Source organism: Streptococcus suis (assembly GCF_019794615.1).
Taxonomy (GTDB): Bacteria; Bacillota; Bacilli; order Lactobacillales; family Streptococcaceae; genus Streptococcus; species Streptococcus suis_AI.
Window position 1 is genome coordinate 29653 of record NZ_JAIMDU010000010.1, and the last position, 16873, is coordinate 46525.

Annotated in this window: 16 protein-coding genes; 5 read left to right on the forward strand and 11 right to left on the reverse strand. The window is 39.4% G+C overall.

Annotated features, from left to right (window positions below):
- Nucleotides 1-48: 48 nt before the first annotated feature.
- From K6V43_RS04030 to K6V43_RS04065, 8 genes are all read right to left on the reverse strand, one after another.
- Nucleotides 49-1320: a dihydroorotase gene (locus K6V43_RS04030; protein ID WP_222381801.1), complete on the reverse strand. Its 1272-nt coding sequence runs from the start codon at nt 1318-1320 to the stop codon at nt 49-51.
- Between the two features lie 39 nt (nt 1321-1359).
- Nucleotides 1360-2013 carry a uracil-DNA glycosylase gene (locus K6V43_RS04035; protein WP_222381803.1) on the reverse strand — a complete coding sequence of 218 codons (654 nt, stop codon included), beginning with the start codon at nt 2011-2013 and terminating at the stop codon, nt 1360-1362.
- Between the two features lie 9 nt (nt 2014-2022).
- The gene (locus K6V43_RS04040; protein WP_024404662.1) at nt 2023-2949 is read right to left on the reverse strand and encodes a glycosyltransferase family 2 protein; all 927 of its coding nucleotides are present in this window, start codon (nt 2947-2949) and stop codon (nt 2023-2025) included.
- Nucleotides 2950-3057: 108 nt separating this feature from the next.
- On the reverse strand, nt 3058-3690 hold the full coding sequence (gene pyrE, locus K6V43_RS04045) for an orotate phosphoribosyltransferase (RefSeq protein ID WP_024404661.1): 633 nt from the start codon (nt 3688-3690) through the stop codon (nt 3058-3060).
- 13 nt (nt 3691-3703) lie between these two features.
- Nucleotides 3704-3901: a hypothetical protein gene (locus K6V43_RS04050; protein WP_105127153.1), complete on the reverse strand. Its 198-nt coding sequence runs from the start codon at nt 3899-3901 to the stop codon at nt 3704-3706.
- A 62-nt stretch (nt 3902-3963) separates the two neighbouring features.
- Nucleotides 3964-4659 carry an orotidine-5'-phosphate decarboxylase gene (gene pyrF, locus K6V43_RS04055; RefSeq protein ID WP_222381805.1) on the reverse strand — a complete coding sequence of 232 codons (696 nt, stop codon included), beginning with the start codon at nt 4657-4659 and terminating at the stop codon, nt 3964-3966.
- 167 nt (nt 4660-4826) lie between these two features.
- Nucleotides 4827-5768 carry a dihydroorotate dehydrogenase gene (locus K6V43_RS04060; protein ID WP_222381806.1) on the reverse strand — a complete coding sequence of 314 codons (942 nt, stop codon included), beginning with the start codon at nt 5766-5768 and terminating at the stop codon, nt 4827-4829.
- Between the two features lie 9 nt (nt 5769-5777).
- The gene (locus tag K6V43_RS04065; RefSeq protein ID WP_222381807.1) at nt 5778-6551 is read right to left on the reverse strand and encodes a dihydroorotate dehydrogenase electron transfer subunit; all 774 of its coding nucleotides are present in this window, start codon (nt 6549-6551) and stop codon (nt 5778-5780) included.
- A gap of 208 nt (nt 6552-6759) precedes the next feature.
- Between K6V43_RS04065 and K6V43_RS04070 the strand changes: the two genes are divergently transcribed.
- The 5 genes from K6V43_RS04070 to glgB all read left to right on the forward strand — a co-directional run bounded on the left by K6V43_RS04070 (nt 6760) and on the right by glgB (nt 13441).
- Nucleotides 6760-7671: a LysR family transcriptional regulator gene (locus K6V43_RS04070; RefSeq protein ID WP_172018121.1), complete on the forward strand. Its 912-nt coding sequence runs from the start codon at nt 6760-6762 to the stop codon at nt 7669-7671.
- Nucleotides 7672-7822: 151 nt separating this feature from the next.
- A complete protein-coding gene (locus tag K6V43_RS04075) occupies nt 7823-8950 on the forward strand; it encodes a glucose-1-phosphate adenylyltransferase (RefSeq protein ID WP_024392171.1) in 1128 nt (375 codons plus the stop codon).
- A 16-nt stretch (nt 8951-8966) separates the two neighbouring features.
- The gene (gene glgD, locus K6V43_RS04080) at nt 8967-10082 is read left to right on the forward strand and encodes a glucose-1-phosphate adenylyltransferase subunit GlgD (RefSeq protein WP_222381808.1); all 1116 of its coding nucleotides are present in this window, start codon (nt 8967-8969) and stop codon (nt 10080-10082) included.
- Nucleotides 10083-10090: 8 nt separating this feature from the next.
- Nucleotides 10091-11536, forward strand: coding sequence for a glycogen synthase GlgA (gene glgA, locus K6V43_RS04085; protein ID WP_222381810.1), 1446 nt, complete (start codon nt 10091-10093; stop codon nt 11534-11536).
- Nucleotides 11537-11602: 66 nt separating this feature from the next.
- A complete protein-coding gene (gene glgB, locus K6V43_RS04090) occupies nt 11603-13441 on the forward strand; it encodes a 1,4-alpha-glucan branching protein GlgB (RefSeq protein ID WP_222381812.1) in 1839 nt (612 codons plus the stop codon).
- A 47-nt stretch (nt 13442-13488) separates the two neighbouring features.
- On the opposite strand, the gene K6V43_RS04095 is transcribed toward glgB, so the two are convergent.
- From K6V43_RS04095 to K6V43_RS04105, 3 genes are all read right to left on the reverse strand, one after another.
- Entirely contained in the window at nt 13489-14286 is a 798-nt protein-coding gene (locus K6V43_RS04095; protein WP_222381830.1) for a transporter substrate-binding domain-containing protein, read from the reverse strand.
- Between the two features lie 127 nt (nt 14287-14413).
- Complete coding sequence (locus K6V43_RS04100) at nt 14414-15226, reverse strand: transporter substrate-binding domain-containing protein (protein ID WP_496108336.1); 813 nt, start codon at nt 15224-15226, stop codon at nt 14414-14416.
- A gap of 151 nt (nt 15227-15377) precedes the next feature.
- Nucleotides 15378-16406 carry a beta-eliminating lyase-related protein gene (locus K6V43_RS04105; protein ID WP_222381813.1) on the reverse strand — a complete coding sequence of 343 codons (1029 nt, stop codon included), beginning with the start codon at nt 16404-16406 and terminating at the stop codon, nt 15378-15380.
- Nucleotides 16407-16873 lie beyond the last annotated feature (467 nt).

The following is a 16873-nucleotide window of genomic DNA, read 5'->3' on the forward strand; positions in this document are numbered from 1 at the left end:
TTTACGATAAAAAAACTGCAACCAAGCAGGCTACAGTTTCAAATTCTTTTATTTTTTATGATAAACGATGCTTCCATCTGAAATTGTAAAAAAGACATCGCCTTTCAAACTATCACCGATAAATGGAGAATTTACGGATTTTGATGCAAAATCAGCTGTGACCGTTCGATTTGCATCTGGATTGAAAATAACAAGGTCTGCAGGACCGTTTTCCGCAAGATAGCCAGCATCAAGACCGTAGAGCTTGGCAGGATTAATAGTCATTTTTTCCAGCAATTGCATGAGTGTCAAGTGTCCTTCTTCTACCAAGTGAGTCAGGCCAAGCGAAAGCGAGGTTTCTAAACCTGTCATTCCTGACGGTGCTTGAGTGACATCCTCAACGTTTTTCTCATCGGCATGGTGAGGAGCATGATCCGTCGCAATGACAGAGATAACACCAGATTTCAATCCTTCAATCACTGCCAACCGATCGCTCTCCAAGCGTAACGGCGGATTCATCTTGGCATTGGCACCTTTTGTTAGAAGTAAGTCTTCTGTCCGTGAAAAATGTTGGGGTGCTACTTCTGCCGTGACGTTTGCTCCGAGACCTTGAACAAATTCAACCACCTTGACCGACTCGGCTTTGGATAGATGCTGGATATGAACACGCGCATCCGTTTCATAGGCAATCATGACATCGCGAGCGACCATGCTGTATTCTGCTACACCAGTTGCACCACAAACATGAAAATGTTTTTCAGCTACTTGCTCGTTGAGGCCCAAGACACCATTCAGGTCAGGGTCTTCTTCATGCAGACTGATGAGACAGCCCTGCTCTTTGGCTAATTTCATAGCTTGTCTAACCACGCCAGCATTTGTCAAAGGAATACCGTCGTCCGAAAAGGCCACCGCTCCAGCTTCTAGCAAAGCAGGAAAATCGGTCAGGTTTTGTCCATCGAAACGATCTGTAATGGTTGCCACACTATAAATGTGAATAGCTTCTTTTTTAGCAGATTCCAGAACTTCAGTTAGAATTTCTACTGTAGAAATCGTCGGATTAGTATTGGCCATCATGACGACAGAAGTAAAGCCACCAGCTGCGGCTGCTAAGGCTCCTGTGTGAATATCTTCTTTATGGGTCTGACCAGGCTCACGAAAATGAACATGAACATCAACCAAACCAGGAGCAACGACTAATCCTGTTGCATCAAGCACCTGTTCAACGTCAGCAGAAATTGACTCCGCAATTTTTACAATTCTCTTTCCATCTATTAAGATGTCGCAAGTTTTATCTAGTCCAGTTTGAGGATCCAACACTCGACCATTTTTCACTAATAACATTCATATTCTCCTTTGTAGTACCAAAGCCATTACCATCTACTATCGAAGCCAATCAATTCCTATTCTGCCTTGTGAAGTCAAGTAGGCATTTGCTTGTGAGAAGGGCTTGCTTCCAAAGAAACCTCGATAGGCTGAAAGAGGGCTTGGATGAGCAGATTCGATAACCAGATGTTTTGGATTGGTTATCAACGCCTTTTTCTTGCGAGCATAAGCACCCCAAAGAATATAGACGACAGGCTGGTCTAAGCTATTGACCACCTTAATAACAGCGTCCGTAAAAGGCTCCCAAATTTGCCCTGCATGTCCATTGGCCTGACCTGCTGGAACAGTTAAACAAGCATTGAGCAAAAGCACACCTTGTTCCGCCCATGTCGTCAAATCATGATCTTGTTTGACGCCAATATCATCCGTCAATTCTTTTAAAATGTTTTGAAGAGATGGCGGAGCTGGTACCGAGTTCGGAACAGAAAATGACAAGCCCTGTGCCTGACCAGGTCCGTGATAGGGATCCTGTCCCAAAATAACTACTTTAACCTCTTCCAAATCCGTTGTTTGAATGGCAGCAAATACCTTCTCACGAGGCGGATAAATGGGACCATTAGCATAAACTTGATCTAAGAATTGATTGATTTTGTTAAAATAATGATCCGGCAACTGTGCCTTTATCGATTCGTGCCAAGCCGAATGTTCCATACATCACTCCTAGTTTGAACTTCTCTCTTTAACAATGTAAATCGGACGTTTCTTCGTTTCCAAGAAAACTTTTGCCAAATATTTACCAAGTATACCAATAGTCATCAACTGCAGACCACCTAAAAATAAGATAATACAGATAGTCGATGGCCAGCCAATTGTAGGATCACCGAATACCAAGGTTTTGATGACTACGAAAACCATTAAAACCAGTGACAACAAGAATGTAAAGAATCCTGTGTAGGATGCTATATTTAAAGGTGTATCTGAAAAATTGATGATTCCTTCAATTGAGTAAGAGAGTAGTTTCCAGAAAGACCAACTAGTTTCCCCAGCGACCCTCTCAACATTTTCATATGGCAAGTATTCTGTCTCGAATCCAACCCAAGAAAAAATGCCCTTTGAAAAGCGATTGTATTCAGATACAGATAAAATAGCATCCACCATGTGACGACGCATGAGACGGAAATCACGGGCACCGTCTACTACCTCGACCTGGCTGATTTTATTCATCAATTTGTAGAATAATTTCGCAAAAAAGCTACGAATCGGTGGCTCACCATCACGACTGACACGACGGGTTCCAACGCAATCTAAATCTGGATTTCCATCCAACATAGCCTTCATTTCCATCAACATTTCAGGTGGATCTTGCAAATCAACATCCATAACGGTTATTAGATCCCCTTGCGCAGCTTGTAGACCTGCATAGAGAGCAGCTTCTTTACCGAAATTTCTTGAAAAGGAAAGATAGCGAACAGCTCGGTCTTGACCAGACAATTGGCGTAAAACCGTTAATGTCCTATCCTTTGAACCATCATTGACAAAAATATACTCAAATTGATCCCCCATTTCCTTACGAACTTTCTCCATAGCATCGTAAAAATAGGGAATCGCCTCTTCTTCATTAAAGCAAGGCACGATAACTGAAATCATGTTTTTCTCCTCATACGGTCAATTATTGTATTCTCAAAATACTTAGAGTCCATTATACCATTTTGTAGGACAAGTTCCCAGAAATCGTGCGCAAGCCTATCTCCAATACTAGTCTTCCTGCCAAGTTTCTTGATTTTGACGGAATTTTTTCAGCAAATTCAGTCCATCAGCACTGATATAACCTTGAACTTTTGCAACCTTGATTAACTCTGAATAATTGCTGAGTGTCACCAATTTCACGCCAGCATTGTCAAAATTACGATCTGCCTTTGGCAATTCATATGTGAAAATAGCAACCACACCAATAACGTCAGCGCCTTCACGCTCAGCTGCTGCTACGGCATCTAGTACAGAACCACCGGTTGAAATCAAGTCTTCAACGACAACCATTTTTTGTCCTTTGACGATACGACCCTCTAATTGATTCCCTGCACCATGATCTTTTGGTTTGCTACGGATATAAGCAAATGGCAAATTCATCCGATCTGCAATGATGGCTCCATGTGGGATACCGGCTGTGGCAGTTCCGGCAATCACCTCAACCTCAGGAAATTCCTCTTCAATTCGTTGAACAAATCCATCTTCAATCAGATTTCGAGTTTCAGGATAAGATAGTGTAATACGATTATCTGTATAGATAGGGGATTTGATACCTGATGCCCATGTAAAAGGCTTTTCAGGACGCAGATGAACTGCCTTAATATCCAATAAGTGTGATGCGATTTCTGTTGCTAATGTCATTATAGACCTCCTTTTAAATGCGTGCCTTCTCTACATGACCATCCCGCCGAATAGCCTTGTATCCACCTAAAAATGCTGGTTCTATTCGTGAACCCTTGTCACCTTTATAGCCATTTAACACTAAGTTTGGTGAAAAATGCTCAACTTTACCATCATCAAAACGGTACTTAAAACCATCAAAAAATAAATCCTTTGAAATAATCTTTCCCATATCTTCTCCTCGATTCTTAAATCAATCCATTTATCAAAGAAAGACCCATTACCTCATTTGAATCATACACGACACCATTCTTCTTTGATTGCCAAATAGGTTTCATAAGGATCTTCAGATTTTGTAATTGGGCGACCTACTACGATGTAATCACTACCGATTCGAGCAGCATCTGCTGGTGTCATGACTCGTTTTTGATCACCGATTTCTCCACCACTTGGCCGAATTCCAGGTGTCAGACAAACAAATTCGTGATTGGTAGCTTCTTTTATAAGTTTCACTTCATGAGCGGAACAGACAACTCCGTCTAAACCTGCTTCTTGAGCCTTTTGGGCATAATGTACTACCGCATCCTGTAAGCTGGTTTGAATATTCTGGTCCTTTCTCATCTGCTCTTCAGAAGTTGAGGTCAACTGAGTAACAGCGATTAAAATCGCATCCTCCCCCAATCCTCTACGAGCCGCCTGCATCATCTCCACACCACCAGCAGCGTGAACGTTAGTCATATCCACACCGAGTTTTGCCAAGACTCGCATCGCAGACTCAACGGTATTGGGAATATCATGGAGTTTCAAGTCTAAGAAAATACTGTGACCGCAGTCTTTCAAATAGTGAATGATATCAGGACCTTCCGCATAGTATAGTTCCATTCCTACCTTTACAAATAGTTTTTCTTGGCTAGGAAACTGTTCTAGGAATGTTTGCACTTCTGTTCTGCTTGCAAAATCTAGGGCAATAATTGGTCGATTCTCTTTCATAAAATCCTTTCAAATATGCATAAAAACCCTGCCAATTGAGACAGGGTTGTACACGAAGTCAGCCTGAAAAATACATTTTCAAGCAATTTACATGACACCTTCCCAGCCTCTCTGGACATAGTTAAAGGAGTTAGTTTCTTTTATATTACTCTTTTATCTAAAGCTTGTCAATCTTGACTCAAGCTTGTACGAATCTCGCTCCGTAACTGCTCTAAACGATCAATGCCATAGAAATCCATCCGATTTGGTAATTCTTGAATAATCTTTGGACATGCAAATGGATCCGTGAAATTCGCAGTCCCGACACCGATAGCCGCTGCGCCTGCAATCATCATTTCAAGGGCTTTATCTGCCGAATCTACTCCGCCCATTCCTATGATAGGAAGATTCGTTATCTGCGCGACTTGACGGATGAGCTTGAGTGCAACTGGAAACACAGCTGGGCCAGACATACCACCCGTACCATTTGCCAGAATCGGTTGTCGAGTTTTCAAATTAAATCGCATACCAACTAGGGTATTGATCATCGTTAAGCCACTTGCACCTGCATCCTCAGCCGCTTTAGCCAAAAGGGTAATATCGGCTACACTAGGTGTGAGTTTGACATAGACTGGCACGGATGATGCTGTAACCGCTGCTTTTACAGCTTCATAAGCTAATTCTGGCACCTGTCCTATTAGAAGACCATTGTTTCCATGGTCCACATTGGGACAAGAAATGTTTAGTTCAATCGCCTTTACATTCGGAGCCTTTGATATTTTTCCTGAAACATAGGCATATTCTTCATTTGAAAAGCCAGCTACATTGGCAATGATAGGCAAATCTGGAAAATGCTGTTCCAACCATGGGAGTTTTTCGGACAAGACGGCATCAACACCAGGATTTTGAAGGCCAATGGCATTGAGCATACCTGCTGGAGTTTCCGCAACACGGGGAGTCGCATTGCCATAGCGAGGATGACGAGTGGTCGCCTTAATCATAATGGATCCAAGCTGGTTAAGGTCATAATAATCTGCATACTCTTGACCAAAACCAAAACAACCAGATGCAGGAATAATGGGATTTTTTAATTCTAAACCTGGTAAGGAAATCGCTAAACGTTTCTCCATGCTGTCCTCCTATAAAACCAGACTTCCAGTCTCAAACACTGGACCTTCTTTGCAGACGCGCTTGTTCTCGTGCTCTTGTCCTCGCTTTGGTTTGACAACACAGGCATAGCAAGCGCCCATCCCACAAGCCATGCGGGCTTCAAGCGAGAGGTAAGCATGTGGATGACCTTGGAACCGTTGGTCAACATACTTCATCATACCAGGCGCCCCACAGGAATAGATGGCAAAAAAGTCATTTGTCAGTTGCTCCACTACTGTTGCCACAGACCCTTTAATTCCATAGGAACCATCATCTGTTGTGACATGAACAGAGCCATACTGCGCCAACTCCTCCTCCAAAATCACAGCTTCTTTAGTGGCAAAGCCAATGACTGACGTGACCTTAGCACCACGCTTCGCAGCTTGTTTTGCTACCTCCACCAGAGGAGGAACACCGATGCCACCACCAATAATAAGTATCGGGTCGCCGTCTTTTAGAAAATCAATCTCAAAACCATTTCCGAGTGGTCCCATGACATCCAAATAATCTCCTGCAACCATGTTTGAGAAAACATCTGTCCCAAGACCCTCCACACGGTAAATAATCCGACATTGGGACTTACCATAATCAATTTCAGAAATGGAAATCGGTCTGCGCAAGAGCATTGCATCATTTGGAACCCGAATATGGATAAATTGTCCAATCCTCATCTCGGAAACCATCTCTCCTTGCAAAATCATTGAAAAAATTCGTGGTGCAAGTTGTACTTGTTCAACAAGTAACATTTGTTCTTTTAAAATCATTTTTCCCCTATTCTATAATTCTCAGAATACAAGAAAGTCGGTGCAGAGAAAAAACCTTGCTGGCTAGCAAGGTTACACGAAAAGAAGACAGAATCTGTCCTTTTTATCACGTTCCCTTCTTCGCCTCTCTGGACTCAGTTAAAGGTTATATTTTCAGCATTATACATTTTTTCATATCATTTGTCAATTTTCATGATAAAATAGATTTATGAGAATTCAACAATTATTTTACATTATCAAAATCGCTGAAACAGGCAGTATGAATGAAGCTGCCAAACAATTATTTATCACACAACCAAGTCTTTCAAACGCTGTGCGAGATCTTGAAAAAGAGATGAATATCAAAATATTCTATCGAAATCCCAAAGGAATTACCTTAACAAAGGACGGGATGGAATTTCTTTCTTACGCACGGCAGATTGTTGAACAGACTGAATTATTGGAAGACCGCTATAAAAATCCGAATGCCAAACGACAGTTATTCAGTGTCTCTTCCCAGCACTATGCTTTTGTCGTAAATGCTTTCGTTTCCTTGTTAAAAGAGACAGAGATGGAAGACTATGAGCTATTCTTAAGGGAAACGCGGACTTGGGAAATTATTGATGACGTGAAGAATTTCCGCTCTGAGATAGGTGTTTTGTTTTTAAATAATTATAACCGAGAGGTTCTTCTCAAATTATTAGATGAATATCGCTTGTCTCATACCTATCTTTTTACTGCTCGTCCTCATATTTTCGTAAGTAAAACAAATCCACTTGCTTCTAAGAAATCAATCAAACTGTCTGACTTAGTTGATTTCCCTTATCTCAGCTACGAACAAGGGATTCATAATTCCTTCTACTTCTCAGAAGAAATTTTATCTCAAGAACACCATAAGAAGTCTATCGTTGTCTCAGACCGTGCAACTCTTTTTAATCTATTGATTGGTCTTGATGGGTATACAATCGCAACAGGTATTCTTAACTCGAATTTGAACGGAGATAATATCGTTTCAATCCCTCTAGAATATGATGATGAAATAGAATTGGTCTATATCAAGCATGAGAAAGCCGTTCTATCTGATATGGGGGAAAAGTTTATCAAGTTTCTACTTGAAGAAGTAAAATTTGATAAAGTTTAAAGTCATTAAGTCTATAAAACTTAATATAATATATTTGTGAAAGTGTTTGGTAAAATTATTGAAAATTTTTCAATTTTTACCTAGGAAACGCTTTCATTTTTTTCCTTTATGTGCTATAATACATGTATCATATATATTAAGGAGTGGTTAGATGGCTCAAAATAAAATGTTAGCTATGATTCTTGCTGGTGGACGTGGAACACGTTTAGAAGGGTTGACCAAAAAAGTCGCAAAACCAGCGGTCGCATTTGGCGGCAAGTACCGCATTATTGACTTTCCTCTCAGTAACTGTGCCAACTCAGGTATTGATATTGTTGGTGTTTTAACCCAGTATGAGCCTGTTCTCTTGAATTCATATGTTGCTCAATCACAACGTTGGGGACTTGATGTACAAGGATCTGGTGTCTTTGTATTACCACCGAGTGAAAAAATCGAAGGTTTTGGGTTATATAAAGGAACAGCTGATGCGATTACGCAAAACATTGACTTTATTGATCTCCATGATCCTGAGTATGTACTTATTCTATCTGGCGACCATATCTACAAGATGAACTATGATAAACTCCTTGATACGCACATTCATAAGAAAGCGGATGCTACTATCGCTGTTATTGAAGTCCCTATCAAAGAGGCTTCACGTTTTGGTATCATGAATACTGACGAAGAATACCGCATCCAAGAATTTGAAGAGAAACCAGAGAATCCAAAGAGCAACCTGGCTTCGATGGGGATTTACATTTTCACCTGGAAAACGCTTAAAAAATATCTGCAAGAAGACGATAAATCAGAAACTTCTACACACGACTTTGGGCACGATATTATACCAAAATATCTTTCAGATGGCCGTACTCTCATTGCCCATCCATTCCAAGGTTATTGGAAAGATGTTGGTACAGTGAATAGCCTATGGGAGTCAAATATGGACTTAATTGACCATTCAGGTGATTTAGATTTGTCTGACAGAACTTGGAGAATTTACTCTGAAGACAAAGGTTCACCTGCCCAAGTTATTAGTACTTCTGCAACTGTTAAATCTGCCTATATTGATAAAGGGGCTGTTATTGATGGTTATGTTGAACATTCCGTTATTTCAAACGATGTTCAGGTAAATAAGGATGCGGTTGTTAAAAACTCTGTTCTGTTACCGGGATCAGTGATTGGTGAAGGCGCAGAGCTTGACTATGTCATTGTTGCTGAGGATGTGAAAATTGCTGATAATGTCAAACTTTCAGGAACACTTGATAAAATTCTTTTGGTTGACAAAAATGTAAGTAAGTAAGAAAGAAAGGAATGCTATGCTAAGAAATACACTCGGAATTGTAAATATTGAAGGAAACAATGTGCATTTTGGTGACGTTATGAGTCACCGTGGTGTTCAAGCTTTTAGCTTCCTAGGTCGCTACCGTCTAATCGACTTTGTGCTATCAAATATGTCTAACTCAGGCATTACAGAATTTCAAGTTTATATGCCTGCAAGAATGCGTTCTACCATTCAGCACGTTGGTACCGGTAAACACTACAACATCAACAGTAAACGTGGCTCATTACGCTTGCTGAACAGTGTGACAGATCCAAACTCAGTTTATCAGCATGATGTTAACGCATTTTCTGAAAATATCCATTATATCGAAAGCTCTACGAAGGAATATGTCTTAATCGCTCCTTCCTACTTTATCTATAGTCAAGATTTTTCAAAAGTAATGGAGGAACATATCGCAAACGAAGCTGACATCACTGTACTCTATAAAAATGTTTCAGATGCGAAGGAAAATTTCATCGGCTGTCAAACCTTGAAATTCGGTGATGACCGTCGAGTGATTGCATTTGAAGAAAATCATGGCAAATACAAGAATCGTCCCGTTTCATTGGAAGCTTACTTCATGAAACGTACGACCTTTATCGAATTGATTCAGCGTGCGAATAAGGTTTCTTCTTTATACTGGCTTAAAGATATTCTAAGAGATGTTGTGGACCAATACAAAATCATGGGATATGCTCATCGAGATTTTGTGGCTTGTATCAACAGTGTGGAAGCCTATTTTACAACTCAACTGGAGTTGCTTCAACGGGATACCCGTAAATTGCTCTTCAAACATGACTGGCCTATCCATACACAGACAAGTGACTCCTCTCCTACCTTGTATGGTCCACTAGCTGAAGTAAAAGGTTGTATTATTGCAAATGGAGCGAATATCAACGGTCATGTTGAAAATTCTGTCATTGACCGTGATGTTGTCATTGAAGAGGGTGTTGTGATAAAGAACTCAATCATTCTCAATGGTGTAACCATTAAGACCGGCGCAAATATTGAAAATGCCATTGTTGATAAAGCCACCAAAATTATCCACCCAATTGACATCAAAGGAAGTCAAACTTCCCCTTCATACCTGAAACCTCATCAAATCATTTAGGAGTTGATATGACTAAAAAATCTGTTCTCTTTGTTGCGTCTGAGGGACTTCCATTCATCAAAACTGGTGGCTTAGCTGATGTAATTGGCTCACTTCCTAAAGAACTTGTTAAGCAAGGTCTGGATGTAAGGGTTGTCCTTCCTCTTTATAAAAAGATTGCAATACACAATCATTCTGACTTTGACTATGTATCAAGCTTTGATGTGCGAGCAGGCGACATTCAATCCATGGCTAATGTTTATCGTCAAATCGTTGATGGTGTGACTTTCTACTTCATTGAGCATCGTGATTTCTTTGAACGGGATGAATTATATGGATATGATGATGACGCTATCCGATTTGGTTATTTCCAACATGCCACTTGTCGCCTCTTAGAAGCCCTGAACTACTTCCCAGATGTCATGCACACGCATGATTGGCATACAGCCGCACTTCCATTCCTATGCCGTACATTCTATAGCTACCGCGAGGAATTCCGTAGCATCAAACATGTATTGACCATTCATAATTTAGCCTTCCAAGGTATTTTTCATAAGCAGGCACTATGGTCCGCACTTGGTATGGACTACAGCTACTACTTGGATGGTATTGCACGTTTTCATGATGAATGCATCAGTTTCATGAAATTAGGAATTTTGTATGCTGATAAGGTAACAACTGTTTCAGAAACCTACGCGCGAGAAATTCTGACAGAAGAATTTGGTGAAAATATGCAACACGTGTTAGAGTTGCGTAAACATGATCTTGTCGGTATTGTCAATGGTATAGACTATGATAGTTGGGATAGCCAAACAGATCACTATTTAGTAAAGAATTACAGCTTGGAAAATATAGCTGAGAAAAAAGCAAACAAATTGGCATTACAAGCCCAATTTGCACTGCCACAAGATGAGAATGTCATTCTGGTAGGAATTGTATCACGTTTAACCTGGCAGAAAGGCTTCTATCTTTTGACAGAGGTACTCGGACATCTTCTACAAGCTCATGTTCAATTTGTGATATTAGGAAATGGTGAAACTGACATTGAAAATGCCTTTAATCATTTCAAACAGGCATATCCTGATAAATTCGCTTTCTATCGTGGGTACAATGAGCCCCTCGCCCATCAAATTTACGCAGCAAGTGACCTCTTCTTAATGCCGTCTATGTTTGAGCCATGCGGTATTAGCCAACTGATTTCTATGCACTATGGAACACTCCCATTGGTTCGTGAAACAGGTGGGCTAGTTGATACCGTCACACCTTATAACATGGAAACAAAAGAAGGTACTGGTTTTAGTTTTGGAGGACGTGATGCCTACAATATGCGTCAAGTCTACGATTTAGCCCTTCAAACTTACTATGAGCGGCCAGAAGATTGGTTTAGGATGGTTGACCAAGCGATGAAACGAGACTTTAGCTGGACTGCTTCGGCTGAAAAATACATCTGGCTCTATCGTGAAATAAGTGGTTAGAATACAAATAAAGATTGATTTGGAGTGAGACCCCCCGTCCACTCCTTTTGCACAATGGAGATTGCTATGAAAGAATTTACTGATTTAGACCTATATTATATGAATTCCGGTGAACATACCACCCTTTACGAAAAGATGGGGGCACACATGGTAAAAGAGAGAAACAAGATACTCGGTACCCATTTTCGTGTCTATGCTCCTAATGCTAGGGAAGTATTTGTGATTGGTGATTTTAATGCGTGGCAAAGAAGTCATCAAATGCAGTGGGAAATTGATGGTGTTTTTCAACTCTATGTTGAAGGATTAAAGTCACTTGAGAATTATAAATATTTGATTATTACCCATGACGGTCGGGAATTGTATAAGGCTGATCCATACGCATTTTTCAGTCAAGTTCGCCCAGAGACTGCTTCTACCACCTACAACTCACGCTATAAATTCAAAGATCAAGCTTGGATGAATGAGAGAGTGGAATATGACTTCAAAGAACAACCTGTCTCCATCTATGAAGTGCATTTGGGATCTTGGAAGCAAAAATTCGTCAATAGAAATGAGGCTGGGGCTCCGATAGAGGCCTTCAATAGTTATAAGGATATCACCCCACTTTTGATCGAGCATCTCAAAGAAAACAACTATACGCATGTCGAGTTGCTTCCAATTACTGAGCACCCATTAGATGCATCATGGGGCTATCAAGTCACAGGTTATTATAGTCCCACTAGTCGGTTTGGTAAGCCAGACGAATTAAAATATTTAGTTGATCAGCTTCATCAAGCTGGGATTGGCGTTATCTTAGACTGGGTTCCATTACATTTTTGTAAAGACGCACATGGTCTATACCAGTTTGATGGTAGTTGGTTGTATGAATACCCTTATGAGCATGATCGAGAAAATCATCAGTGGGGAACTGCCAATTTTGACCTTGGTAAAGGAATGACACGGTCTTTCTTACTTTCAAATTTAAAATATTGGCTAGAATATTTCCATTTCGATGGCATACGCGTTGACGCTCTATCCTATCTCCTTTATTGGCGAGGGGAAACGACTGAAGACAAAATAAACCATGCTGCCATCGATTTTATCAAACGTGTCAATGCAATGGTTCATACGGACTATAAAGGTGTTCTAATGATTGCAGAAGATTCTTCTAGCTTTCCAAAAGTAACCCATTCCTTAGAAGATGGCGGTATCGGATTTGATATGAAATGGGATTTGGGCTGGATGAACGATACGCTAAAATACATGGGTCGCCCATCTGTCTATCGCAAATACCATTCAAACGAAATAACATTCGGAATGTATTACAACCAAAACGAGCATTTCCTTCTTCCACTTTCACATGATGAAGTTGTGCATGGGAAACACTCCATCATAGGGAAAATGGATGGAAATTATGAAGATCAATTTAATTTGGCGCGTGCCTACTATAGCTTCTATTTTGCCCATCCTGGTAAAAAATTACTCTTTATGGGCAATGAATGGGGACATATTCGTGAATGGCATGAATATACTGAAATGGATTGGAATTTACTACAATTTCCAATTCACCAATCCTTCTATCAAATGATGAAAACCTTATCTACTTTCTATAAAGAAAACGATGCCTTTTGGAAGTATGATTATCAAGCCTACGAAAAAGGGTTTAATTGGGTAAAAATTGATGGTGATAGTAATCTCTTTGCATTTACACGTATGAGTGATGACCAAGAAATTCTAACGATCCATAATTTTAATGACCAAGAACTCTTCGACGTACATTTGGATCTGCCTGCAGAATCCGAATATAAGCTAGTCTTTTCATCTAGTACCATCCCAATGGAATCATTTAGTATTTATCCAAATGAGAATGGTGTTACGATAACAATGCCACGCTTAACTAGTTTCTATTTAGAGAGAATGAAGTAAAAAAAACTTGTAAGTCTCTACTTTTAGACTTACAAGTTTTTTGTATTCTATTCAACAGCTGTATAAGTGGCTGCTTTTTCTAAGAAGGTATCAAATTCACCACTTGACTTAACTTCGTTAATAACCTTATCAATGCTTGTTTTTAGGTCATCACTTCCTTTTGGAAGAGCAATAACTTTTGAATTTTCATCAATAGTTGGGAATTCAATTGAAGCAATGGCTAAATCTGAATTTTGTGAAACATAACCAGCTGCGACAGGTGAATCCATCAAAACAGCATCAACTTTACCAGCTTTTAGTTCATTTACTGCTTCTCCCATTAATGTCAATGAAACAATTTTAGACTGACTTATTTCTGATTTAGCATATGTTTCCTGAGTAGAACCTTTTTGGACAGCCAGGTTTTTGCCTGACATTGCATCGATTGAAGTTAAGGTACTTGCATCATCTTTTTTGACAAGCAAAACATCAGCAATTTGGTAATAGCTTTCTGAGAAGTCAAAAACTTTCGCACGATCATCTGAGTAAGATAGACCAGCAATTGCGATGTCGGCTTTTCCATTTTGAACGCTTGACAACACATTGTCAAAGCTCATTGCTGAAACTTCAAGTTTCACTCCCAATTCGTCAGCAATCTTTTGTGCAAGCATAATATCTGCACCAACGACTTCATTCTTGCCATCAACAAGGGCTTGAAACTCAAATGGTGCATAGTCTGGACTAGTAGCAACAACCAACGTACCTTTTTCTTTAATCTTTTCTAATGTGGATTGGCTGGAATCTGAACAAGCAGCTAGAGATAGGGTAGCGACAAATGTCGCAGCAAGGGTTAGCATTTTTTTCAATTTCATTAATAAACAGTTCCTTTTCATTCATTCCCAAATCATTCTTTTTTGATTCGATAGTGAATATTCTATCGTATTTTTATTCAGTTGTCAACCAATCGATTTGAATATTTATTCTCAAAAACAATTAATTATTACTGATGGATTGCTGGTAGGCTTCCTCAACAAATTGATCCATTTTACCAGAGTCAACTAACTCAGTAATGACTTTGTCAATTTTTTCCTTTAATTCGGTACTACCCTTTGGCATTGCGACCGCGTAAGAATCCGAAATAGAAGATTCAATATCCATATCAACTATTTGCAAGTCACTATTGACCCCCACGTAGGCTTTGGCAATTGGCTCTTCAAAGATGACACCATCAAGCTGACCAGCCTTTAATTGTTGAATCAAATCGCCATTTTTATCTAAACTAATCAATGTAGCCCCAGTGAATTCTTCTTTTCCGACGCTTTCTTGAATGGTACCCTTTTGCGTACCAATTGATGTACCAACGAAATCCTCAACGCTTGCTAAGCGAGTTGCGTCAGATTTCTTTATGATCATTTTATTTACCGATTGATAATAGGCCTCAGAAAAATCATAGATTTTTGCACGCTCTTCGGTTGCAGAAATACCTGAAATGGCAATATCAGACTTACCGCTCTGTACACTCGCTAATACATTTGAAAAGCTCATGCTAGAGAATTCAACTTCAACTCCTAACTCCTCCCCGATTGCTTTCGCTAGCTCAATATCCGCACCGACAATTGTATCTTTTCCATCTACAATGGTTTTGTATTCAAATGGAGGAAACTCGGGATTTAAAGCAACAACAATTTTTCCTTTGTCTTCAATTTTTTGCAAAGTATTTGAAGTTGAGCTTGAGTTACAAGCTACAAGGATAGTAGAGGCAAAACAAACAGTTGCAAACCTATAAATTGACTTAAATTTCATAATAATCTCCTGTATAAAAAATCATAATATCGAACATACCAGTGGTTACTTTTGTATGTTTATGCTATTCTAAATCATATTTATACATTTGTCAACTGTTTTTTGTATTTTTATTCGTTTTGATTATAAATTTACAGTGTAAATGAATGTAATGTTATAACAAGCTTTCTAATTCAGTGATATCTTCTTCAGTTGTAGACCAGCTTGTTGCTAAGCGAATTACCGTACTATGTTCATCATATTTTTCCCAAAAACTATAACCAATTCCTAATTTGTCAAAATATTTTAGGTCTGTATTCGAAACAATGATAAACTGTTGATTAGTAGGTGATTGCAAATAAAATTGATATCCTTTTTCAGTCAAGATTCTTTTTAAACGCTCTGCCATTTCAATCGCATGACGTCCAATTTCCAAATATAGATTTTCTGTAAAAAATCGATCGAATTGAACACCGACTACACGACCTTTTGCAAGTAATGCTCCATGTTGTTTTACAATTGTTGAAAAGTGCTTTGGCTGATTATTTTTAGTGAAAATAACTGCTTCACCAAGTAAAGCTCCCATTTTAGTTCCACCGATGTAGAAGACATCTGTTAAGGCAGCGATTGCTTTCAAATCGAGATCTGTGTCCCTTGCAGCTAGACCATATCCCAAACGAGCTCCATCCAAATACAAAGGAATTTGAAAGTGTCTACAAACGCTAGCAAGGTCACTCAATTCTTGTTCTGTGTACAAGGTTCCATATTCAGTAGGATGTGAGATATAGACCATACCAGGAAATACCATATGTTCGTGATTGTCATCAGCATAAAAGTCAGTTATGTATTGTTCAACGTCTGATGCTACTAACTTACCTTGTGAATGCGGTAAAGCCAAAACTTTATGTCCAGAAAATTCAATAGCACCTGCCTCATGAGTTGTCACATGCCCTGTGTCTGCAGCGATTACTCCCTCATATGATGCAAGCATTGAATTTATGACCAATTGGTTTGTTTGTGTCCCCCCAGCAAGGAAAGTAACTTGTGCATGCGGACAATCCGTTGCTTCGCGTATTTTCTCTACAGCACGGACAGTATAAAGATCAGTCCCATATCCAGACAACCCTTCATTGTTTGTTTCAATGATAGCTTCTAGAAGCGCAGGATGAACACCTTTATTATAATCATTTTCAAAATGTAACATAGATACCTCCAGTATAAAATAAACTCCCCCTATAATTTTGGGAAGTTGATACTTAAAAACCCTTGATCTACAAGGGTTTTTAAATATAGTTAGTCCAGCTTGAGCGAATGGGACTAAAATGTGAATAGATATATCCTACCAAAAATTGCCTATCTTTGCAATATTTTAGGAAATTAATACTCATAACAACTCATTTTTTCCCTTTGTGGTGTATTTGGTGCAGACACACAAAAAACACTGTATGAATCAACTTTTCAAGACCTCTGGAAAAGGTCTTTTTATGCCCATAAAAACAGCAATTTTACCTATTTTGAGCAATCAGTCTATTTATCCAAAAACAAGGATTTTAAAAAATCCCCCAGCAATCGCTGAGGGGCTTTGAAATACAATGATAGCGGTTGGGCGGCGTATCCAACATCTCAGGTACTCTTTCGAGTGCGTCAGGAGCCTTTCTGACCTCGTTATCA